Below are 21539 nucleotides of genomic sequence, written 5' to 3'. Positions count from 1 at the left end.
TTATAGCCATCGGTCCAGGGTTTGACCAGCGCAAAAAAAGCCGCAAGCCCGGAAAAATCCAGGCTTGCGGCTCATGAGCCGGACAATCAACGCGCGGTGATTTTCCAGGCCCGGTGGATCTTGGCATTGCGAGCAAAATCCGGGTCGATGGTCTTGTCGCTGATTTCCTCCACCGCATAGCGTGCGCTGAGGTTGTCCTCCAGTTGGAACTTGCGGAAGTTGTTCGAGAAATACAGCACGCCGCCCGGTGCCAGGCGGGCCATGGCCAGGTCGAGCAACTGCACGTGGTCACGCTGCACGTCGAAGATACCTTCCATGCGCTTGGAGTTGGAGAAGGTCGGCGGGTCGATGAAGATCAGGTCGAACTCATCGCGGCTGGCTTCCAGCCACGCCATCACATCACCCTGCTCCAGGCGGTTCTTGTCGGAGAAACCGTTGAGCGAAAGGTTGCGACGTGCCCAGTCCAGGTAGGTCTTGGACAGGTCGACGCTGGTGGTGCTGCGCGCACCGCCCTTGGCCGCATGCACACTCGCCGTGGCGGTGTAGCAATACAGGTTGAGGAAGCGCTTGCCGGCCGCCTCTTTCTGGATGCGCATGCGCATCGGGCGATGGTCGAGGAACAGCCCGGTGTCGAGGTAATCGGTCAGGTTGACCAGCAACTTCACGCCGCCTTCGCTGACTTCGGTGAACTTGCCCTGGGCGCTCTGGCGTTCGTACTGCTTGGTGCCGCTCTGGCGCTCGCGACGCTTGACCACCACGCGGCTCTTGTCGATGTTCAACGCCTGGGGAATGGCCGCCAGGGCATCGAACATGCGCGCCGAAGCTTTCTCCGGGTCGATGGACTTCGGCGCAACGTATTCCTGCACGTGCACCCAATCGTGGTACAGGTCGATGGCCATGGAGTATTCCGGCATGTCGGCATCGTACACACGGTAGCAGTCCACACCTTCACGCTTGGCCCACTTGCCCAGTTGCTTGAGGTTCTTTTGCAGGCGGTTGGCAAACATCTGCCCGCCTTCGCTCAAGCGCGCCTGCTCAACCACAGGGGCCGGCGCGGGCGCAGGTTTGATCGGGTTGCCGTTCTTGTTGTACTGGCGCTCTTGCGGCTCAGTCGGGGCCTGGTCATAAGCCGCTTGCTCACGTTCGGCCTGGCGCTGTTCCGGGGTACGGCGTTCGCCGGTGACGAACTGGTCCGGGTTGACCTTGATCAGCAACAGTTTGCACGGCAAGGCGCCGTTCCAGAACGCATATTGCTTGTGGCTGCGGATACCCATGCGCTTGCCCAGGTCCGGGGCACCGGTGAACACCGCGGCTTCCCAACCCATGCACGCCTGGCGCAGGCGCTCGCCGAGGTTCTGGTAGAGGTACAACAGGCTGGCTTCGTCACCCAGGCGTTCGCCGTAGGGTGGGTTGCAGATCACCAGGCCTTTCTGGTTCTGGTCCGGGCGCGGCTCGAAGGTGCCGACTTCGCCCTGATAGATCTTGATCCAGTGGCTGAGACCGGCACGCTCGACGTTGTTACGCGCGGGCTGGATCAGGCGCGGGTCCGCCTCGTAGCCACGAATCCACAGCGGTGGCTTGTTCATGCCGATGGCGGCACGTTCGCTGGCTTCGGTGTGAAGCTTTTTCCACAGCGCCGGCACGTGACCGAGCCAGGCGGTGAAGCCCCACTGCTCGCGATTCAGGTTGGGCGCCATGTCGGCAGCGATCATCGCGCCTTCCACCAGGAAGGTACCGACACCGCACATCGGGTCAGTCAGCGCGCCGCCTTCAGCCGCAATGCGCGGCCAGCCGGCGCGGATCAGGATCGCGGCCGCCAGGTTTTCCTTCAATGGTGCAGCACCCTGCTGCAGGCGGTAACCGCGCTGGTGCAGGCTGTGGCCGGAGAGGTCCAGGGACAGGATCGCTTCGCCACGGTCCAGCCGCAGGTGGATGCGCAGGTCCGGGTTGATCTTGTCGATGGACGGACGTTCGCCGGTTGGGGTGCGCAACTTGTCGACGATCGCATCCTTGACCTTCAGCGCACCGAAGTGGGTGTTATCGATGCCTGAACCATGCCCGCTGAATTCCACGGCCAGGGTGCCGTCGGCGACCATATGGTCTTGCCACTCGATATCCAGCACGCCGTGGTAGAGGTCTTCGGCGTCCTTCATCGGGAAGCGCTTGAGCACCAGCAATACACGGTTGGCCAGGCGCGACCAGAGGCACAGGCGGTAGGCGGTTTCCATGTCGGCCATGCCGCGCACGGCCGAGGTGTGCTCGCGGGCTTCCTCAAGGCCAAGCCCGACGGCTTCCTCGATCAGCAGGCCTTCGAGGCCCTTGGGGCAAGTGAGGAAGAGTTCAAAACGGTCCGACATGGGCAATCCAGGCTTTTCAGCAATAAATGAACGGGCAACGCATCGCCGGTTCGGTTTTCAATCAGGCACTTTTCTTGAAGAGTGCCCGCGTGGCACGAATGTGCCGTCCCACCCCGCCTGCCGGGCCTTTTGGCCTTGATTGACGGGGCAGATAGATCATCTGATGAAACAAAAAGAAATATTCCGACCCTTCGTCGAATAATAACCGACTGCAACGGGCGGTCTTTCTCACTAAGGGACTGAACCAATCCTCTTCGCAGGGCACATCATAGCTGGCTTTACCCCATAAATGGGGCGAAAAGCCAGCCCAGCTTATGGCTATAGCATCGTTATCGTTACGTGCTTATGACAAAACGATCATTGAATCCATGTGACCTATTGGTTAGAACTCAACACAGGTTGGCGCCGTAACGGTGTCGACACTTTGGCTCGCCACGCCGGCAGCGAGCCCACCAACGGCAGAAAAACTCTGCCCGGCCTCGGACGAGGCCGAAGGATATCTAGACAGTCAACAAGTGAGGGAAACACCCTATGAGAAGACTTAAGCGTGATCCGTTGGAAAGAGCATTTTTACGCGGATATCAATATGGCGTTCATGGCAAATCCCGTGAGCTTTGCCCATTTACTCTACCGTCGGTACGCCAAGCCTGGATCAACGGCTGGCGAGAAGGACGCGGCGACAACTGGGACGGTATGACAGGCACTGCGGGCATCCACAGACTCAACGAACTTCACGCCGTCGGCTAATCAAGGGCATTTAATTCCGACACCACCACGAATATGTAACGACTTAACCACGCACGCCTTATCCAGGCGGCGGGCTTCGGCCCAGGGGCTCCTCTTAAGGAGCCCTTTTTATTGCGCGCCTCTCAGGCCTTGGGCAAGGCTGCAATGGCATCCACCGACTGACGAATCAACGCCGGGCCCTTGTAGATAAAGCCGGAATACAACTGCACCAGGCTCGCGCCCGCGGCGATCTTTTCGGCTGCGTGCTTGCCTTCGGTGATACCGCCCACCGCGATGATCGGCAAACGCCCCGCCAGCTCGGCTGCCAGTACCTTGACGATGTGCGTGCTCTTGTCCCGAACCGGCGCGCCTGACAGGCCGCCCGCCTCGTCACCATGGGCCAGGCCTTCGACGCCCACGCGGCTGAGGGTGGTATTGGTGGCAATCACCGCGTCCATCCCCGACTCCACCAGGGCCTGGGCCACCAGCACGGTCTCTTCATCACTCATGTCCGGAGCGATCTTGATCGCCAGGGGCACACGCTTGCCGTGGCGTACCGCCAGGTCTTCCTGGCGCTGGCGCAAGGCTTCGAGCAATTGCTTGAGGGAGTCGCCGAACTGCAGGCTGCGCAAGCCCGGGGTGTTGGGCGAGCTGACGTTGACCGTGACATAACTGGCGTGGGCGTAGACCTTGTCCAGGCAAATCAGATAGTCATCCACGGCACACTCGACCGGCGTGTCGAAATTCTTGCCGATATTGATCCCAAGGATGCCCTTGTACTTCGCCGCCTGAACCCGCGCCAACAGATGATCAACCCCCAGGTTGTTGAACCCCATGCGGTTGATGATCGCCTCGGCTTCCGGCAAGCGGAAAATCCGTGGCTTGGGGTTGCCCGGTTGTGGGCGTGGGGTCACCGTGCCGATTTCAACAAAACCGAACCCCAACTGCGCAAAACCGTCGATTGCCGCGCCGTTCTTGTCCAGGCCGGCAGCCAGCCCCACCGGGTTGGGAAAGTCGAGCCCCATCACCGACACCGGCATTTTCGCGGGTGCCTTGCATACCAGGCCATTGAGCCCCAGGCGGCCACCCGCACCGATCAGGTCCAGGGACAGATCGTGGGAGGTTTCCGGAGAGAGTTTGAACAACAGCTGGCGGGCCAGGGTATACATGGGCGGGCTAGACTCGGATGGCGGCGAAAGGTGGCGGCGATTATAGCCGGGGTGATGGGCTGCATGCGAGGCGTGCCGCCCAATCGTCAGTTGCGCAACGCCACCAGCTCCTCATAGCGCGCCCAGATCTTTTCGGCATAGCGCATGCGCAACGCTTCCCGCTCGGGCCCCATCCCCGCCCCCACATTGTAGGAACCCACGGCCGTCCAGTTGTAGCCAAAGCGCTCGATGAACTGCGCAAGAATGGACGCACCCACCTCCACCGAAAGGCAAGGTTCACTCAACAGGCGCTCTTCGGTAATGCCTTGCTTGAGCAGGCGCGGCAAATGAATACTGTTGATCTGCATCAAACCGATATCGCGGGTGCCATTGCTGTTGCTGTAATTCATCGCATGCGCGCGGTACCCCGACTCCACCGCTGCAATGGCCTGCAGCAATTCAGCTTCGATGTCATAGCGGGCTGCCACCTCTTCCCAGCAGTAAGCCAGTGCCTCATTGCTCCACACCAGCACCGCCAGCAACAGGCCGGTGTACCAGGGTTTACCCATGACTCACCTGGCCGCAGGCCGAACATATGCGGCCCACGCGCCCCTGCCCGGCCCGGCGCGGCTCATGCTCCTCGATACTCACGGCACAGGTGAAACGATAGCCCCTGCCATAGATCGTCTTGATGAAGCCCTTGTCCGCCCTGAGGTGCTTACGCAAGGAATAGATGCAACGGGTCAACGACTCCTCCGCAACTTCCCCATGGGGCCATGCCAGTTCCAGAAGCCGATCCTTGGTCATCAGTTCGCCGCCGGAAACCAGCAGCAGCCGCAGCACGTGCCACTCCTTGGGCGGCAATTGAATATCCACGCCGTCACCGGTCAACCGGCCATCACCGTGAAGGGTCCAGCGCGCAAAAAACAGGGTTGCCGTCGTCATTCGCTCACTCAAGACGGTCATACATACCTCTGCATCCGACTACTGACATTGACGGTCCTCATTGCCAGTGCCGGCCAAACCACGAGAGACATGACTATAGAAATCTGGCGGTCGAACCACGCTAGGAAAAACCCCATACATCCGAGGCTTTGTGGGAGACCATGCGTAAGACGTTTCTTCATCACCCCTCACTGAGCATCACTGTCGAGATAAACCTCATGCCGCTCCCCTTCGATCGATCCGCCTGTGGGCTGACGATCATTGAAGGGCTTTGCGACAGGCCGAACGAACGCACGTTGCACGCGCTCGTATTGAGCCTGGGTCAGGAGGGGCGGCCCCACGGCGCCGTTGAGTGTTCTCGGCTCATGACCTACCGCCCGAGCCTGGATCACGAATAGGCGCACCTCGCCTCCACGGCTTGCCACCTTGCCCCGCGCCAAGGACTCGGCGTCACGCTGAAAGCCCCCTATCCACAGGCGCCGGCCCTGAGGCACCCGAATCACCGTGCTGATGCCCACATTCCCCACCACAGGCGATTGTTTACGGTTCCGGCCCTTGCCCAGTTGCTGACCATCGACAGCGTTGATCTGCATCTCGATTTCATTGCCATGGGTGAAGCGCGGCAACACGCTGACCTGGGTGCCGTACCGAACGGGCTGCCAGTCGCCACCGTCTTCTCCAGGTCGTGGCAGATAAAAAGTCTGGTTGTCCTGGAATACGGCGGGAACATTTTCCTGGGCCAATATCACGGGCAGTGTCACCACCCTGGCCCGCCGTCGACGCTCCAGCGCAGTGACCAACGCCATGAAGCGATTATCTTCCGAAGGCTCCAGCACTCGCGTCGCCGCGGCTGAAGGGTTGGCCTCGTCAGGCCAGCCCATCTCCATCTTCCTGAGTTCCTCGCTGTCCACGTCCACCAGCCATAACGACACCTCGATGGCCCGCTTGGGCATATCCAGTTCCGCGACGAGTCGTTCGATAAAACGCACCTGGGCAGGGGTGCCCTTGATCAACAGGCTGTTGGTATCCGGGTACGCAAATACCGAAAGGCTCTTGTCAGCCAGCATGTCATTCGCTGGTTGCGGGTTACGCCTGCGCTCGTTGGCCAACAGGGTCTCGATCATCGACGCCACCCCCGGCACATTCACATGGTCATCGCCCATGGCGTACCGACGGTCGGCCACGTGGGTGTTGAACACCTGCACCACACCGAATGTGTGGGGGCCCACGCGCAAATCAGCCTGCGGCCGGTCCAGCGTTTGCGCGAGCCGCAACACCTGGTCCACATAGTTCGACGGCCCGGTCACATAGAACATCCGCTCCCCGCTCTGTCGCAGGGGGTGACGCGAATCATCCAGGCCCGAACGGCGCATGAGCCCAGTCAACTTTTCAACGGAAATATGCCGCAGCGCCACTGCCGAACTTTTCGCCTCGGCGGCGTCGTAGAGGTGCAGCACCTGGCCATCGCTGTGCCAGATCAGGCCGTATTGCCGGGCAACCGCCTCCAGGACCTGCCGCGCGTTGCCGAAGTCGTAGGTGCCGCTGATGCGTCGGCGGGCGGCCTCCCGGCTGACGACGATAGGCAGGCCGAAGGGCACTGACAACGCGGTAAAAAACGTGTGAAGGCTTTCATCCTGTGCCTGGTAGGTCTCCCCCCACGCAGACGCGCAGCCCAGCATCAGTACAGCGCATAGCAGCCAGCGGCAAGGCCAATGAACGGTCGTGGTTGCGGATAAGTCAGCGTACACCGTGGGATTCCTGGGCGGTCTGGCGTAAAGAGTCAGCCATACTGAAAGCCGGCCGGGTTTCAATCTTGATGAAAAGTTGACGGCGAACGGCGCCTGTCGCCCCGTGGCATGTGCCTTGCTTTGCACTCTGCATCAGAGCACGCGCCAACGACGGAGCGGGCTTACGGACAAAGGCGTCGTTACCTGCAATGGCCTACACCGCCATCTGAAGGGACGACGTTTTTTTTTGAACGAAAAGGTAGGCACTGATGAACGATTCGGTAGGCAGCAGCCCGATAAAAGACCCTCTGGCCTGGGTCAGCGGCAGTGACGCCCCGGAAAAGAGCAGCCTCGACCTGGGCTTCATGGCCTTGACCGACTGCGCCTCGCTGGTGGTTGCGGCAACCCAGGGGTTCGCCCAACCCTATGGTTTGACGCTGAACCTCAAGCGCCAGTCGTCATGGGCCAGCCTGCGCGACAAACTGGTCAGCGGCGAACTGGATGCCGCCCACGGCCTGTATGGCCTGATCTATGCCGTGCACCTGGGCATTGGCGGCACCGCCCCGACCGACATGGCGGTGCTGATGGGGCTGAACCAGAATGGCCAGAGCATCAACCTGTCCCACGGCCTGCAACAGCAAGGCGTGGTCACTCCTGAGGCGCTGGATCGCCACGTGCACCAAAGCCGAACACCGTTGACCTTCGCCCAGACCTTTCCCACCGGTACCCATGCGATGTGGCTGTATTACTGGCTGGCGAGCCAAGGCATTCACCCGTTGCAGGATGTGGAGAGCGTGGTGGTACCGCCACCACAAATGGTCGCGCACCTGCAGGCCGGGCGTATCGACGGCTTCTGTGTCGGCGAACCCTGGAGCGCCAGCGCAGTCAAGCAAAACCAAGGCTTCACCTTGGCGACCAGCCAGGCAATCTGGCCCAATCATCCGGAAAAAGTCCTCGGCTGCACCCAAGCCTTTATCGACCAATACCCCAATACCGCCCGCGTGCTGGTCATGGCGATCCTTGAAGCCAGTCGTTTTATCGAGCAAAGCACCGAGAACCGTCGCTCCACCGCTCAGTTGCTCAGCGCCCGCGAGTACCTCGACGCCCCGCTCGACTGCATCGAGCCGCGCCTGCTGGGTCACTACGACGATGGCCTCGGTAACCAGTGGCAAGACCCCCATGCGCTGCGGTTCTTTGCCGATGGAGCAGTGAACCTGCCGTATCTGTCCGACGGCATGTGGTTCATGACCCAATTTCGTCGCTGGGGCCTGTTGCGCGAAGACCCGGACTACCTCGGCGTGGCGCGGCAGGTCCAGCAACTGGCGCTCTATCGCCAGGCCGCCGCGGCACTTGGGTTGCCTGCCAGGGACCAGGACATGCGCAGCAGCCAATTGATCGACGGCAAGATCTGGGACGGCGCCGACCCCGTCGCCTATGCCCGCAGCTTCCGCCTGCATGCCATGGCCGACCACGCCAGCCGCCAAGCCCTGCGCTGACAGGAGGACTGATATGTTGCGAATCCTGTTGATCAACGACACCCCGCGCAAGGTCGGGCGCCTCAAGGCGGCACTGATAGAGGCCGGTTTCGAGGTGATCGACGAGTCCGGCCTGACCATCGACCTGCCCGCGCGCGTCGAAACGGTGCGTCCGGATGTGATCCTGATCGATACCGAGTCACCCGGCCGCGATGTCATGGAGCAAGTGGTGCTGGTCAGCCGCGACCAACCCCGGCCCATCGTCATGTTTACCGACGAGCACGACCCCAGTGTGATGCGCCAGGCGATCAAATCCGGCGTCAGTGCGTACATCGTTGAAGGCATCCAGGCCCAGCGCCTGCAGCCCATCCTCGACGTGGCCATGGCACGCTTCGAAAGCGACCAGGCCCTGCGCGCCCAGTTGCACGCCCGCGACCAGCAGTTGGCCGAGCGCAAGCGCATCGAACTGGCCAAGGGCCTGCTGATGAAAATGAAGGCCTGCAACGAGGAAGAGGCCTACACCCTGATGCGCCGCCAGGCCATGAGCCGCCAGCAGAAACTGATCCAGGTGGCGGAGCAGATCATCGCCATGAGCGAGCTGCTCGGCTGACCTGGCTCAGCTCTTGCTAAAGAATCTTCACAGGTAACCAACGGCGGTTGCCCCTCCACGACAAAGACGTCGCACATCCGGTTTGCCCTCGCGAACCCGGTGGCGGCGTTTTTTCGTTTTGGCCCCAGTGCATGGGGCCGGTGGGGCGGCCTTAGCCGGCTGTTCCATCACCAGGCCTTCTTACAAGACTCCCAACCGTTGAGGTGCGTGATGAAATCAAGCTTCTGGAAATCCGGGCACACCCCGACCCTGTTTGCCGCGTTCCTGTATTTCGACCTGAGCTTCATGGTCTGGTACCTGCTGGGCCCCCTGGCGGTGCAGATTGCCGCCGACCTGCATCTGACCACCCAACAGCGCGGCCTGGTAGTCGCGACGCCGATCCTGGCGGGCGCGGTGCTGCGCTTCCTGATGGGCATGCTGGCCGACAAGCTGTCGCCCAAGACCGCCGGGCTGATCGGCCAGGTGATTGTGATCGCGGCGTTGTTCATCGCCTGGAAAGTGGGAATCCACAGCTACGAACAAGCGTTGCTGCTGGGGCTGTTCCTCGGTATGGCCGGTGCGTCCTTTGCCGTCGCCCTGCCCCTGGCCTCCCAGTGGTATCCGGCCGAACACCAGGGCAAAGCGATGGGCATCGCGGGAGCCGGCAACTCCGGTACCGTGTTTGCAGCCCTGCTGGCACCGGTACTGGCCGCCGCGTTTGGCTGGAGCAATGTGTTCGGCTTCGCCCTGATCCCGTTGATCCTGACCCTGATCGTCTTCGCCTGGCTCGCGCGCAATGCGCCTGAACGCCCGAAAGCCAAGTCCATGAGTGACTACTTCAAGGCCCTGGGTGACCGCGACAGTTGGTGGTTCATGTTCTTCTACAGCGTGACCTTCGGTGGCTTTATCGGCCTGGCCAGCGCCCTGCCCGGCTACTTCAACGACCAGTACGGCCTGAGCCCGGTGACCGCCGGTTACTACACCGCCGCCTGCGTGTTTGGCGGCAGCCTGATGCGCCCGCTGGGCGGCGCGCTGGCAGACCGTTTCGGCGGGATTCGCACCCTGCTGGGCATGTACAGCGTGGCGGCAATTTGCATCGCGGCAGTGGGTTTCAACCTGCCCAGCTCCTACGCGGCACTGGCCTTGTTCGTCTGCACCATGCTCGGCCTGGGCGCCGGCAATGGCGCAGTGTTCCAACTGGTGCCCCAGCGCTTCCGGCGTGAAATTGGCGTGATGACCGGCCTGATCGGCATGGCCGGCGGTATCGGCGGCTTCGCGCTGGCGGCGGGCATGGGCGCCATCAAGCAGAGCACCGGCAGCTATCAACTGGCCTTGTGGTTGTTCGCCAGCCTGGGCGTGTTGGCCTGGTTCGGCCTGCACGGCGTCAAGCGGCGTTGGAGAACCACCTGGGGTTCGGCCGCCGTGACCGCCGCACGCGTCTGATGAGCCTGCAACTGAGCGTCGCCCAGGCCAGCGCCATCGGCCCCCGCGCCGAAAACCAGGATGCCCTGCGCGTGGTCACCCCCGTGGCGGAACTGGCCGCGAGCAAGGGCTACCTGTGCGCGCTGGCCGACGGTGTCAGCCAGTGCGCCGACGGTGGCCTGGCCGCGCGCTCGACCTTGCAGGCCCTGGCCCTGGACTACTACGCCACGCCGCAAACCTGGGGCGTGGCCCAGGCACTCGAACGTTTATTGCTCGCACAGAATCGCTGGCTGCAAGCCAATGGCGGCGGCCAGCCGCTGCTGACCACCCTCAGCGCCCTGGTGTTTCGCGGCCAGCGCTTTACGCTGGCACATGTCGGCGATTGCCGGGTGTATCGCTGGCTGGACGATGAGCTGCAGCGCATCAGCGCGGACCACGTGTGGGAACAACCGGGCATGCAGCACGTGCTCAAGCGCGCCCTCGGCCTGGATCAACACCTGGTGCTGGACTTCCTCGATGGCGAACTGCGTGAGGGCGAATGTTTCCTGCTGCTCAGCGATGGCGTATGGGCCACCCTAGGCGACCACAGCATCCGTGCGATCCTGCGCGAGCAGACCGACCTCGACCTCGCGGTGACCACCCTGGTCAACGCCGCACACCTGGCGGGTAGCCAGGACAATGCCAGCGCCCTGCTGGTGCGCATCGATCAACGGGGCGCAGCCACCCTCGGCGACGCCCTGGTGCAGTTGCAGCAATGGCCACTGCCGCCGCCGCTCAAGGTTGGCCAACACTTTGAAGGCTGGCAGGTGGAATGCGTGCTGGCGCAGAGCCGTCAGTCCTTACTGTACCGGGTCCGCGATGCCCAGCAGCAACCCTGGCTGCTCAAGACCCTGCCCCTGAGCCGCGACGACGACAGCGACGCCGGCCAAGCCCTGCTCTCGGAGGAGTGGTTTCTACGCCGAGTGGCCGGCCGCGCGTTTCCTGAAGTCCACCCCGCCAGCGGGCGTCAGCATTTGTACTACGTGATGCGTGAATACCCAGGGCAAACCCTCGCCGAACTGTTCCAGCACCAAGGCCCATTACCCTTGGCGCAATGGCAGTCCATCGCTGAACGGTTGTTGCGCGCGGTGGGCCTGCTGCACCGCCGACAAATCCTGCACCGCGACATCAAGCCGGAAAACCTGCTGCTGGGCGACGACGCCGAGTTGCGTGTGCTGGATTTCGGCCTGGCCTACTGTCCGGGCCTGTCCGAAGACCGCGCCCACCTGCTGCCCGGTACCCCGAGCTTTATTGCACCCGAGGCATTTAATGGCGAACGTCCTACGGCGCAACAAGATTTGTACAGTGTTGGCGTCAGCCTGTATTACCTGCTGACCGGGCATTATCCCTACGGCGAAATCGAAGCCTTCCAACGGCCAAGGTTCAACTTGCCGGTCAGCGCCAGTCGCTATCGTCCCGATTTGCCGGACTGGCTGCCCCACAGCCTGGAACGGGCCGTGGCCGCCGATCCCACCCAGCGCTACGAAACCGCCGAAGAATGGTTGCTGGTGCTGGAACAGGCCGACCGCCACGAACTCAGCGTGCGACCACGCCCGCTGCTGGAGCGCGAACCCCTGAAGGTCTGGCGGACCCTGGCGCTGGTCTCACTGCTGATCAACCTGGTGCTGCTCTACACGCTGTACCTGTAGGAACGAGCGTGCTTGCGCCTACAGCCTGACCATGCGCCAGATGTGGGCAGCGCGCGTTCAAATGGTGCGAAAAAACAGGGAATGAAGAGCGATTGAGCCAATAAATGCGAGGGTCATGCAACTTGGCACAACCACTGCATTAGCTTTCCCAACACCCAACATATAGCCGCACCTTCAACGTCGAAGGGTCGAGCTTCCCGAGAGAACGGGACCAGGACAAAGGCGTCCTCGCTAGGTAACTAGCGGGGACGCCTTTTTTTGTTTGCGCGTGATGGGTCGAACCCATGCGGAGAACGATATGAAAAAACTCAAATTAGTGATGATCGGCAACGGCATGGCCGGGGTCCGCACCCTGGAAGAACTGCTCAAGCTGAGCAACGAGCTGTACGACATCACCGTGTTCGGCGCCGAGCCCCACACCAACTACAACCGCATCCTGCTCTCGCCGGTGCTGGCCGGTGAGCAAACCTTCGAAGAGATCGTACTCAACGACCTCGACTGGTACCTGGACAACCACGTCAAGCTGCTGCTCAACCGCAAAGTGGTGCAAATCGACCGGGTCAAACGCAAGGTCATTGCCGAAGACGGGACCGAGGCCGAGTACGATCGCCTGCTGATCGCCACCGGTTCCACACCGTTTATCCTGCCCATTCCGGGCAACACCCTGCAGGGTGTGATCGGCTACCGCGACATCGCCGACACCCAGGCGATGATCGAGACCGCCAAGACCCACAAGCACGCCGTGGTGATCGGCGGCGGCCTGCTCGGCCTGGAAGCCGCCAACGGCCTGATGCTGCGCGGCATGCACGTGACCGTGGTGCACCTCGGCGAATGGCTGCTGGAACGCCAGTTGGACAAGACCAGCGGCCAACTGCTGCAAACCGAATTGGAAAGCCGTGGCCTGGTATTTCGCCTGTGCGAACAGACCCAGGCCCTGCACGACGCCGGCAATGGCCGGGTCGGCTCGGTGCAATTCAAGAATGGCGACATCATCCCCGCCGACCTGGTGGTGATGGCCGCCGGCATCCGGCCCAATACCGAACTCGCGGAAAAATCCGGCATCCCCTGCAACCGTGGGATTCTGGTCAACGACACGATGCAAACCTACGACCCACGCATCTACGCGATCGGCGAATGCGCCAGCCATCGCGGGATTGCCTATGGCCTGGTAGCGCCACTGTTCGAGCAGGCCAAGGTGTGTGCCAACCATCTGGCCCAACTGGGCTTTGCCACCTACAAGGGCTCGGTGACTTCGACCAAGCTGAAGGTCACCGGCATCGACCTGTTCTCCGCTGGCGACTTCATGGGCGGCGAAGGCACCGAGACCATCACCCTCTCCGATCCGATTGGCGGCGTTTACAAGAAGCTGGTGATCAAGGACGACATCCTCGTCGGCGCCTGCCTGTACGGTGACACCGCCGACGGCGGTTGGTATTTCCGACAAATCCGTGAGAACCACGCAATTGGCGAGATCCGCGACCACCTGATGTTCGGCGAAAACGCCCTGGGTGACGTCGGCCATCAAGGCCAGGACAAAGCCATGAGCATGGCCGACAACGCCGAAGTCTGCGGCTGCAATGGCGTGTGCAAGGGCACCATCGTCAAGGCTATCCAGGAACACGGGCTGTTCAGCGTCGACGAGGTGAAAAAACACACCAAGGCCGCCAGCTCCTGCGGTTCCTGCGCCGGGTTGGTGGAACAGATCCTGATCAACACCGTGGGCGGTGCAGCCGATGTCAAACCCAAGAGCGAAAAAGCCATCTGCGGTTGCAGCGACCTCAACCACGGGCAAATCCGCCAGGCCATCCGCGAACAGCACTTGCTGACCATCGCCGACACCATGGGCTACCTGAACTGGCGCACCCCGAACGGCTGCGCCACCTGCCGCCCGGCGCTGAACTACTACCTGATTTCCACCTGGCCGGGTGAAGCCAAGGACGATCCGCAATCGCGCCTGATCAACGAACGGGCCCACGCCAATATTCAGAAAGACGGCACCTACTCCGTCGTCCCACGGATGTGGGGCGGTGTGACCAATCCTTCGGAACTGCGGCGCATCGCCGACGTGGCCGACAAGTACAACGTGCCGATGGTCAAGGTCACCGGCGGCCAGCGCATCGACCTGCTGGGCATCAAGAAGCAGGACTTGCCCGGCGTGTGGAAGGACCTCGACATGCCGTCCGGCCACGCCTACGGCAAATCCATCCGCACCGTGAAGACCTGCGTCGGCAGCGAGTTCTGCCGCTTCGGCACGCAGAACTCCACACAGCTGGGAATCGAACTGGAGCATGACCTGTTCAACATGTGGTCGCCGCATAAGGTGAAGCTGGCGGTGTCCGGTTGCCCACGCAATTGCTCGGAAGCCGGTATCAAGGACGTCGGCATTATCGGTGTGGACTCCGGCTGGGAGATGTACATCGGTGGCAACGGCGGGATCAAGACCGAAGTCGCCGAGTTCTTCGTCAAGCTCAAGACCGCCGAGGAAGTGCGCGAATACAACGGCGCGTTCCTGCAGCTGTACCGCGAAGAGGCCTTTTACCTGGAACGCACCGTGCACTACCTGCAACGGGTGGGCATGGACCACATCAAGAAAGCCGTACTGGAAGACCCGGCCCGGCGCAAGGCCCTCAATGAGCGCCTGCAATTCTCCCTGTCGTTCGAACAGGACCCGTGGAAAGAACGCCTGGAACAGCCGCTGCTGAAAAAGGAGTTCGAGGTCATCCCCGTCAAACAACTGGAGGTGCCGGCATGAACTGGTTGGATATCTGTGCCCTCGACGAGATCAACACCCTGGGCTCGCGCATCATCAATGGACCCAAAGGCGACATCGCGATTTTTCGTACCAGCGACGACGAAGTCTTTGCCCTCGACGACCGCTGCCCGCATAAGGGCGGCCCGCTGTCCCAAGGCCTGATCTACGGCAAACGCGTGGCCTGCCCGCTGCACAACTGGCAGATTGACCTGGCGTCCGGCGAAGCCCTGGCGCCGGATATCGGCTGCGCCCATCATCATCCCGCCCGTGTGGAAAACGGCCGGGTGATGCTGGCCCTGCGGGACGCCGGTTGATGAACCGCCAGACCACCGCGTCCACCTGCTGTTACTGCGGGGTGGGGTGCGGCGTGCTGATCGAGCATGACGGCGAACAGATCCTCGGCGTGCAAGGCGACCCCAACCACCCGGCCAACTTCGGCAAGCTGTGCAGTAAAGGCGCCAGCCTGCATTTGACCGGCGACCTCAGCGCCCGCGCCTTGTACCCGGAGTTGCGCCTGGGCAAGGGCCTGGCCCGCACCCGCACCAGTTGGGACACCGCCCTGGAACATGCGGCCAACGTATTCGCCGAGACCATCGCCGAACACGGGCCCGACAGCGTGGCCTTCTACATCTCCGGGCAGTTGCTGACCGAGGATTACTACAGCTTCAACAAGCTGGCCCGGGCCCTGGTCGGCACCAACAATATCGATAGCAACTCGCGGCTGTGCATGTCCTCGGCGGTGGTCGGCTACAAGCGCAGCCTGGGCGCCGATGCGCCGCCATGCAGCTATGAAGATCTCGAATGCAGCGACTGCGTGATGATCGTCGGCAGCAATATGGCCTACGCCCACCCGGTACTGTTCCGACGCCTGGAAGAGGCCAAGGCACGGCGGCCGCAGATGAAAGTCGTGGTGATCGACCCGCGCCGCACAGATACCTGTGATTTGGCTGACCTGCACCTGGCGATCCTGCCGGGCACAGACGTGGCGCTCTTCCACGGGATTTTGCACCTGCTGCTGTGGGAAGACTGGATCGACCGTGATTTTATCCAGGCCCACACCGACGGCCTGGCCGCACTCAAACGCCTGGTGCACGACTACACGCCACAGATGGTCACGCAGTTGTGCGGCATCAGCGTCGAGCAATTACGCCTGTGTGCCGAATGGGTAGGCACCTCCAGCAGCTTTTTATCGCTGTGGTGCATGGGGCTCAACCAGTCCACCGCCGGCAGTGCGAAAAACAGCGCGCTGATCAATCTGCACCTGGCGACCGGGACCCTCGGCCGCCCAGGTTGCGGGCCGTTCTCGTTGACCGGCCAGCCAAACGCCATGGGCGGCCGCGAGACGGGCAGCTTGTCCAACCTGCTGCCCGGGCATCGGGAGGCCGCCAACCCCGAGCATCGGGCTGAAGTGGCCGCGTATTGGGGCGTGGAGCAATTACCGGCTACCCCTGGCCTCACTGCCATCGAACTGTTTGAACAGGTGCAGGCGGGCAAGATCAAGGCCCTGTGGATTGCCTGTACCAACCCTGCGCAATCGCTGCCAGACCAGAACAACGTGCGCGCGGCCCTGGCAGCCTGCCCGTTTGTAGTGTTGCAGGAGGCGTTTCGTACCACCGAAACCGCCGCCTATGCCGACCTGCTGTTACCCGCCGCCAGTTGGGGCGAAAAAGAAGGCACGGTGACCAATTCCGAACGGCGTATTTCCCATGTGCGCCAGGCCATTGCCCCTCCGGGTGAAGCTCGTGCGGACTGGGCGATTACCGTGGATTTCGCACAGCGTCTGGAGCGTCGCCTGCGCCCTGGCTTGAACAGCCTGTTCGCGTTCGAGCAACCGGCGCAGCTCTTTGACGAGTACAAGCTGCTGACCCGCGACCGTGACTTGGACCTGTCGGGTATCAGCCATGCCCTGCTCGACCAGATCGGCCCGCAGCAGTGGCCATTTCCCCTGGGCGCCCAGGCTGGAACACCGCGCCTGTACACCGATGGGCTCTTCCCGACCGACAATGGCCGCGCACACTTTATCGCCGATCCCTATCGAGCAGCCAAGGAGCAGCGTGACGCACGCTTCCCCCTGACCCTGATCACCGGACGCCTGCGCGACCAATGGCATGGCATGAGCCGCACCGGCACCGCCGCGCAATTGTTCGGCCACGTCAGTGAGGCGCGGCTCAGCCTGCACCCGGACGAACTGCGCCGGCATCGTTTCAAGGACGGTGACCTGGTCAACCTGAAAAGCCGTCGTGGCCACCTGATCGTCGCGGTCAGCAGCGATGACAGTGTGCGTCCCGGCCAAGCCTTCCTGCCCATGCACTGGGGCGATCGTTTTCTCAAGGGCGGCGTCAATGGCCTCACCCAGCCAGCATTCGATCCGTTATCCAAACAGCCGGAACTCAAGCACAGCGGCGTACGCCTGGAAGCCGTGCAACTGCCGTGGCAGTTGTTTGCACTGATCGAAGGCGATGTTCAGCAACACTTCGAGGCCTTGCGCCCACTGTGCGAGGGCTTTGCCTACGTCAGCCTGAGCCTGGCCGGTCGTGAGCGGCCAGCGTTGCTGGTACGCGCGGCACATACTGAGGCACCCGACCTGCAACTGTTGACCCGTATCGACCAACTGCTGGGCCTGCATGACGGACCGGTGATGGCCTACGACGACCCGCGTCGCTCCATCGGCAAGCGGGTAAAAATCGAGAAAGGCCGTATTACGGCGGTGCGCCTGGCGGGTGAAACCCTGGCCCGCCACTGGCTGCAAAGCCTGTGGCTGGAAGGTCGCACCGACGATCAGTTGCGGCGCTGGCTGTTGGCGCCCTTAAGCGCAGCACCCGGCGGCGCGGCGGCGAGCAGCAAGATCCTGTGCAACTGCAAGAACGTCAGCGAAAACGCGGTGTGTGCCGGCATTGCCCGGGGTCTGGCCCTGGAGGGGCTCAAACAGGAACTGGGCTGCGGCACGCAATGTGGTTCCTGTGTACCGGAAATCAAACGTCTATTGGCCAGCAACCCGCAGCCAATCGCAATCAGTGTGTGAGGGCAACAAAATGAGCGCAAAAGTCTGGCTGGTGGGCGCAGGCCCCGGTGATCCGGAGTTGCTGACCCTCAAGGCGGTACGGGCGATGCACGCCGCCGATGTGGTGCTGATCGATGACCTGGTCAACCCGGCGGTGCTGGAGCATTGCGGCGATGCGCGAGTGATTACCGTCGGCAAACGCGGTGGCTGTCGCTCGACGCCGCAGGATTTTATCCACCGCCTGATGCTGCGCTATGCGCGCCAGGGCAAATGCGTGGTGCGCCTCAAGGGCGGTGACCCCTGCATTTTCGGCCGGGGTGGCGAAGAGGCCACCTGGCTGCGCGAGCGTGGGGTCGAGGTGGAGTTGGTCAACGGAATCACAGCAGGGCTGGCAGGGGCGACGAATTGCGATATTCCCCTGACGTTGCGAGGGGTCAGTCGCGGCGTGACGCTGGTCACCGCACATACCCAAGACGACAGCCGCCTGAACTGGCGAGCCTTGGCCGAGGGCGGCACGACACTGGTGGTTTACATGGGCGTGGCGAAGCTGGAGGAGATTCGCGAGCAATTGCTTGAAGGCGGCATGGCGGCGGATACGCCAGTGGCGATGATCGAAAATGCCTCGCTGGCGCAGCAACGCGAGTGCCGCAGCGAGCTGTGGCGCATGCACGAGGATGCGCAGGCGTTCGCCCTGAAGAGCCCGGCGATCCTGGTGATTGGCCAGGTGGCCGGCATGGCACAGGTCGCCCAGCTGAGAGAAGCCGCCAGCGCCTGAGGCAAATTCCAGGCGAAAAAAAGCCCGGCCTAAGCCGGGCTTTTTTCTACCACTCAGTAATTACTTACTTAGCGGTAGCTTCTACCGACGCTTCTACGCGACGGTTGATGGCACGACCAGCTTCAGTTGCGTTGTCAGCAACTGGGCGGGATTCGCCGTAACCTACTGCGGTGATACGGCTAGGAGCAACGCCGTCTTTAACCAGGACTTGCTTAACAGCGTCAGCACGACGCTGGGACAGCTTCTGGTTGTAAGCGTCTGGACCTACGGAGTCAGTGTGACCAGCAACTTCTACGTTGGTAGCTGGGTACTGAGCCATGAAGTCGGCCAGGTTTTTCACGTCGCCGTAGCTGTTAGGCTTAACAACGGCCTTGTCGAAGTCGAACTTGACGTCCAGCTCAACACGAACAACCTGAGCAACCGGAGCTTCTGGCTCTGGAACTGGCTCTGGAGCTGGTGCTGGGGTAGGAGCTGGAGCAGCTGCGCCAGCGTTACCGCCGAAGTTCACGCCCAGGCCAACCAGTGCGGAGTAGTCCCACTTGCCGTTGTCCAGGTTGTAGTCAGACTCAACGCCAGCACGAGCGAACAGGTTGTTGGTGAAGTAGTACTTCACACCAGCGCCAGCGATAGCCAGGGTCGACTGGTCGCGACCGCTGTGGCCGTCAGCCTGTACGTTGGTACGGCTCTGGTGACCGAAACCACCTTCTACGTATGGACGCAGGGAGTCAACACCGGCCTGACCGAAGTGGTACTGAGCAGTCACGCTGCCAGTGTCACCTTTGATCTTCTGGTTGCCAGTACCGTCGTTCGAACGGGTGTGGTTGGTGGTGTCGTAGTTCAGGTTAACCGACACGTCGTCGGTAATGAAGTAACCGATGCTAGCGCCAGGGTTATAGCCGTCTTCGATGTGCTTGACGCTATCGTTGAACTGCTTTTTGTAGAACAGCTGGCCTTCAACTGCGCCTTGGCCTTGTGCCAGCGCGCCGAAAGAAGTAGCGGCAATAAGAGTACCAATGGCCAAGCCCAAGGTGTTTTTCAGTTTCATCCGTTAAATCCCCATCTGGTGATTGTAAAGCAGTCCCACAAACCGGGGGACAACTCGGCGACAAGTCTAACAGAACTTGCCTACACGTAAGAGATATTTGCCACGCACTAAGTTTCAGTCTCGCCCGCAAATTTCTCACGTAATTTATCAAGAGCACGTTTGTAACGCATTTTTGTAGCACTCAAACCCATGTGCATGATGTCGGCGATTTCCTGAAACTCCAGCTCTGCGACAAATCGTAGCACCAGAATTTCCCGGTCAATCGGGTTCACATGCACCAACCAGCGATCAAGTCCACCCTTCTCCTCGGGTGCCGGCGTCTTTTCTTCAGACGCCTCCTCAAGGGGGTCGAGACTCAAGGCGTCCATCAAGCGACGCTTTCGCCGTTCCTTCCGATACTGCGTGATGCACTCGTTGTACGTGATGCTGTAGAGCCAGGTCTTGAACTTCGATTTGCCCTCGAAGTTCTTCAGGCCGTACAGCACCTTGAGCATCACTTCCTGACAGACATCATCCGCATCTCTATCGTTCCCTAAATACCTTGAACAAACGTTGAACAGAGTGCGTTGATATCTGCGCATCAATTCTTCGTACGCGCGAGTTACGTGAAACAGCTCCGTGTGCGCGCGCGCGACCAACTCCTCATCAGAGAGCTCACGGGGGTCATAGCGCGTGGACAGCGTTTGGGCTTTATTCAAAACAAGTCGTGCCGACAGTCAGGTCAATGTCCGCTGCAATCCGGTCACCCAGGTTCGCGGCGGCGTACATTAGCAGGGTTTGCCGCGTTAGCGGCTACTGACCTGCTGCTCCAGGAGAATCCGATTGGACAGCGACACCAGGTCGCCGTCATCGGTCAGCACCGTTGTCTTGACCGTGCCGATCTCCTCGATTTGCCCTTCGACCTCGCCCACACGCACTTGCTGCCCCACCTGATACAACTCACGCACGTAGATTCCCGCAAGAATCTGGCCGGCAATTTCCCGGCTTCCCAACCCCATGGCCAGCGCAACGGCCAGACCAACGGTAATCAAAACAATCACAATCACATGGTTGAGCAGGTCAGTCTTGACCTCCAACTGGCTGATCGCGACGGAAATACTGATGATGATCACCAGCCCCTGGGCAATTCGCCCCAGGCCTGCCGCATAGTCCAGCCCTACCCCTTCGGCAGCACCGCGCACCAGCCCATTGGCCAGTTGCGCCAGCAAAACGCCGACAAGCAGGACCAGCGCGCCACCGAAAACCTTCGGTAAATACAGCGCAAGCATGTCGAGCGTAGCTGAAACTCGCTCAAGTCCAAGGGATTGAGCCGCAGAAACCAGAAAAATCAGCAATACGAACCAATAGACGATCTTGCCGATCAAGGTCGAAATCGGCACTTGCAGACCGGCGCGGCCGAGCAGCTTGGTCAGCCCGGTACCTGCCATCAGGCGATCAAGGCCCAGTTTCGCGAGCAATTTGGACAGCAGGGTGTCGAGCAGCTTGGCCACGACAAAGCCCAGCAGCACCAGGACCAGCGCCCCAAACAGGTTGGGAATGAAATTCGCCACCTTGGTCCACAATGCGGTCATCGCGGTGACCAGGCTCTGGGTCCAGAGATCAAGTTCCATATTCAATCAGCCTTATCAGCAGTGCGAGCAAGAGGTTTACGACGGGAAACCGGCGATACATGGGCTGAACCGTTGTTCAGGGCCATCATCAACGCCGGTAACCACCGACCGAGCAGGCCGAACAGGTCCCCCGCACCCACCTGACGGTTGGCGGTTTTCAACACGCGACCCAGGCAAGCATCGTCGTCGCGGTTGGACGGCGAGGCATTGAGCATGTCACGCAAAGACTGTTCGAACGGATCGTGCATAAAGACCTCTCGCAAGTGTTTTAAAAGACGA

Annotated in this window: 18 protein-coding genes; 9 read left to right on the top strand and 9 right to left on the bottom strand. The window is 61.4% G+C overall.

Annotation, left to right across the window (positions count from 1 at the left end):
• Window positions 1-86: 86 nt before the first annotated feature.
• Window positions 87-2357, bottom strand: a complete 2271-nt coding sequence (rlmKL, locus tag AC1Q6I_RS03130) for a bifunctional 23S rRNA (guanine(2069)-N(7))-methyltransferase RlmK/23S rRNA (guanine(2445)-N(2))-methyltransferase RlmL (protein WP_024076860.1) — start codon at window positions 2355-2357, stop codon at window positions 87-89.
• Window positions 2358-2888: 531 nt separating this feature from the next.
• Here rlmKL and rmf point away from each other — a divergent pair.
• Window positions 2889-3104, top strand: a complete 216-nt coding sequence (gene rmf / locus AC1Q6I_RS03125) for a ribosome modulation factor (protein ID WP_002553055.1) — start codon at window positions 2889-2891, stop codon at window positions 3102-3104.
• 122 nt (window positions 3105-3226) lie between these two features.
• On the opposite strand, the gene AC1Q6I_RS03120 is transcribed toward rmf, so the two are convergent.
• From AC1Q6I_RS03120 to sctC, 4 genes are all read right to left on the bottom strand, one after another.
• Window positions 3227-4252 (bottom strand): quinone-dependent dihydroorotate dehydrogenase, encoded by a 1026-nt coding sequence (locus AC1Q6I_RS03120; RefSeq protein ID WP_024076861.1) that lies wholly within the window; start codon window positions 4250-4252, stop codon window positions 3227-3229.
• Window positions 4253-4338: 86 nt separating this feature from the next.
• The gene (locus tag AC1Q6I_RS03115; protein ID WP_102623538.1) at window positions 4339-4800 is read right to left on the bottom strand and encodes a transglycosylase SLT domain-containing protein; all 462 of its coding nucleotides are present in this window, start codon (window positions 4798-4800) and stop codon (window positions 4339-4341) included.
• Window positions 4793-5197, bottom strand: coding sequence for a winged helix-turn-helix domain-containing protein (locus AC1Q6I_RS03110; protein ID WP_102623539.1), 405 nt, complete (start codon window positions 5195-5197; stop codon window positions 4793-4795). The genes AC1Q6I_RS03115 and AC1Q6I_RS03110 overlap by 8 nt, the downstream gene beginning before the upstream one ends.
• Before the next feature lie 167 nt (window positions 5198-5364).
• Window positions 5365-6924 (bottom strand): type III secretion system outer membrane ring subunit SctC, encoded by a 1560-nt coding sequence (gene sctC, locus AC1Q6I_RS03105; protein ID WP_371858340.1) that lies wholly within the window; start codon window positions 6922-6924, stop codon window positions 5365-5367.
• A gap of 248 nt (window positions 6925-7172) precedes the next feature.
• Between sctC and AC1Q6I_RS03100 the strand changes: the two genes are divergently transcribed.
• The 8 genes from AC1Q6I_RS03100 (at window position 7173) to cobA (ending at window position 18605) form a co-directional block, all read left to right on the top strand.
• Window positions 7173-8399 carry a CmpA/NrtA family ABC transporter substrate-binding protein gene (locus AC1Q6I_RS03100; protein WP_102623541.1) on the top strand — a complete coding sequence of 409 codons (1227 nt, stop codon included), beginning with the start codon at window positions 7173-7175 and terminating at the stop codon, window positions 8397-8399.
• A 13-nt stretch (window positions 8400-8412) separates the two neighbouring features.
• Window positions 8413-8988: an ANTAR domain-containing response regulator gene (locus AC1Q6I_RS03095; RefSeq protein WP_024076866.1), complete on the top strand. Its 576-nt coding sequence runs from the start codon at window positions 8413-8415 to the stop codon at window positions 8986-8988.
• 210 nt (window positions 8989-9198) lie between these two features.
• Window positions 9199-10410, top strand: coding sequence for a nitrate/nitrite transporter (locus AC1Q6I_RS03090; protein ID WP_041160996.1), 1212 nt, complete (start codon window positions 9199-9201; stop codon window positions 10408-10410).
• Window positions 10410-12077 carry a bifunctional protein-serine/threonine kinase/phosphatase gene (locus tag AC1Q6I_RS03085; protein WP_102623546.1) on the top strand — a complete coding sequence of 556 codons (1668 nt, stop codon included), beginning with the start codon at window positions 10410-10412 and terminating at the stop codon, window positions 12075-12077. The genes AC1Q6I_RS03090 and AC1Q6I_RS03085 overlap by 1 nt, the downstream gene beginning before the upstream one ends.
• 298 nt (window positions 12078-12375) lie before the next feature.
• On the top strand, window positions 12376-14829 hold the full coding sequence (gene nirB / locus AC1Q6I_RS03080) for a nitrite reductase large subunit NirB (RefSeq protein WP_102623542.1): 2454 nt from the start codon (window positions 12376-12378) through the stop codon (window positions 14827-14829).
• The gene (gene nirD / locus AC1Q6I_RS03075; RefSeq protein WP_024076870.1) at window positions 14826-15143 is read left to right on the top strand and encodes a nitrite reductase small subunit NirD; all 318 of its coding nucleotides are present in this window, start codon (window positions 14826-14828) and stop codon (window positions 15141-15143) included. The genes nirB and nirD overlap by 4 nt, the downstream gene beginning before the upstream one ends.
• Window positions 15143-17851, top strand: a complete 2709-nt coding sequence (locus AC1Q6I_RS03070) for a nitrate reductase (RefSeq protein WP_102623543.1) — start codon at window positions 15143-15145, stop codon at window positions 17849-17851. The genes nirD and AC1Q6I_RS03070 overlap by 1 nt, the downstream gene beginning before the upstream one ends.
• Window positions 17852-17861: 10 nt before the next feature.
• Entirely contained in the window at window positions 17862-18605 is a 744-nt protein-coding gene (gene cobA, locus AC1Q6I_RS03065) for a uroporphyrinogen-III C-methyltransferase (protein WP_102623544.1), read from the top strand.
• A gap of 64 nt (window positions 18606-18669) precedes the next feature.
• Here cobA and AC1Q6I_RS03060 read toward each other — a convergent pair whose 3' ends face one another.
• The 4 genes from AC1Q6I_RS03060 to AC1Q6I_RS03045 form a co-directional block, all read right to left on the bottom strand.
• A complete protein-coding gene (locus AC1Q6I_RS03060; protein WP_024076873.1) occupies window positions 18670-19650 on the bottom strand; it encodes an OmpA family protein in 981 nt (326 codons plus the stop codon).
• A 107-nt stretch (window positions 19651-19757) separates the two neighbouring features.
• Entirely contained in the window at window positions 19758-20348 is a 591-nt protein-coding gene (gene sigX, locus AC1Q6I_RS03055; protein ID WP_017845210.1) for an RNA polymerase sigma factor SigX, read from the bottom strand.
• Window positions 20349-20435: 87 nt separating this feature from the next.
• A complete protein-coding gene (locus tag AC1Q6I_RS03050) occupies window positions 20436-21260 on the bottom strand; it encodes a mechanosensitive ion channel family protein (RefSeq protein ID WP_003175519.1) in 825 nt (274 codons plus the stop codon).
• Window positions 21261-21262: 2 nt separating this feature from the next.
• Window positions 21263-21508: a hypothetical protein gene (locus AC1Q6I_RS03045; RefSeq protein WP_005790375.1), complete on the bottom strand. Its 246-nt coding sequence runs from the start codon at window positions 21506-21508 to the stop codon at window positions 21263-21265.
• Window positions 21509-21539: the final 31 nt, after the last annotated feature.

The organism is Pseudomonas sp. MPR-R2A5, assembly GCF_058793055.1.
This window is presented reverse-complemented; position numbering and strand designations above follow the sequence as displayed.

What these genes read in the sequence shown, in the direction of transcription:
- rlmKL (WP_024076860.1), bottom strand. Translation starts at nt 2,357, where the DNA reads ATGTCGGACCGTTTTGAACTCTTCCTCACTTGCCCCAAGGGCCTCGAA.
- rmf (WP_002553055.1), top strand. Translation starts at nt 2,889, where the DNA reads ATGAGAAGACTTAAGCGTGATCCGTTGGAAAGAGCATTTTTACGCGGA.
- AC1Q6I_RS03120 (WP_024076861.1), bottom strand. Translation starts at nt 4,252, where the DNA reads ATGTATACCCTGGCCCGCCAGCTGTTGTTCAAACTCTCTCCGGAAACC.
- AC1Q6I_RS03115 (WP_102623538.1), bottom strand. Translation starts at nt 4,800, where the DNA reads ATGGGTAAACCCTGGTACACCGGCCTGTTGCTGGCGGTGCTGGTGTGG.
- AC1Q6I_RS03110 (WP_102623539.1), bottom strand. Translation starts at nt 5,197, where the DNA reads ATGACCGTCTTGAGTGAGCGAATGACGACGGCAACCCTGTTTTTTGCG.
- AC1Q6I_RS03100 (WP_102623541.1), top strand. Translation starts at nt 7,173, where the DNA reads ATGAACGATTCGGTAGGCAGCAGCCCGATAAAAGACCCTCTGGCCTGG.
- AC1Q6I_RS03095 (WP_024076866.1), top strand. Translation starts at nt 8,413, where the DNA reads ATGTTGCGAATCCTGTTGATCAACGACACCCCGCGCAAGGTCGGGCGC.
- AC1Q6I_RS03090 (WP_041160996.1), top strand. Translation starts at nt 9,199, where the DNA reads ATGAAATCAAGCTTCTGGAAATCCGGGCACACCCCGACCCTGTTTGCC.
- AC1Q6I_RS03085 (WP_102623546.1), top strand. Translation starts at nt 10,410, where the DNA reads ATGAGCCTGCAACTGAGCGTCGCCCAGGCCAGCGCCATCGGCCCCCGC.
- nirB (WP_102623542.1), top strand. Translation starts at nt 12,376, where the DNA reads ATGAAAAAACTCAAATTAGTGATGATCGGCAACGGCATGGCCGGGGTC.
- nirD (WP_024076870.1), top strand. Translation starts at nt 14,826, where the DNA reads ATGAACTGGTTGGATATCTGTGCCCTCGACGAGATCAACACCCTGGGC.
- AC1Q6I_RS03070 (WP_102623543.1), top strand. Translation starts at nt 15,143, where the DNA reads ATGAACCGCCAGACCACCGCGTCCACCTGCTGTTACTGCGGGGTGGGG.
- cobA (WP_102623544.1), top strand. Translation starts at nt 17,862, where the DNA reads ATGAGCGCAAAAGTCTGGCTGGTGGGCGCAGGCCCCGGTGATCCGGAG.
- AC1Q6I_RS03060 (WP_024076873.1), bottom strand. Translation starts at nt 19,650, where the DNA reads ATGAAACTGAAAAACACCTTGGGCTTGGCCATTGGTACTCTTATTGCC.
- AC1Q6I_RS03050 (WP_003175519.1), bottom strand. Translation starts at nt 21,260, where the DNA reads ATGGAACTTGATCTCTGGACCCAGAGCCTGGTCACCGCGATGACCGCA.
- AC1Q6I_RS03045 (WP_005790375.1), bottom strand. Translation starts at nt 21,508, where the DNA reads ATGCACGATCCGTTCGAACAGTCTTTGCGTGACATGCTCAATGCCTCG.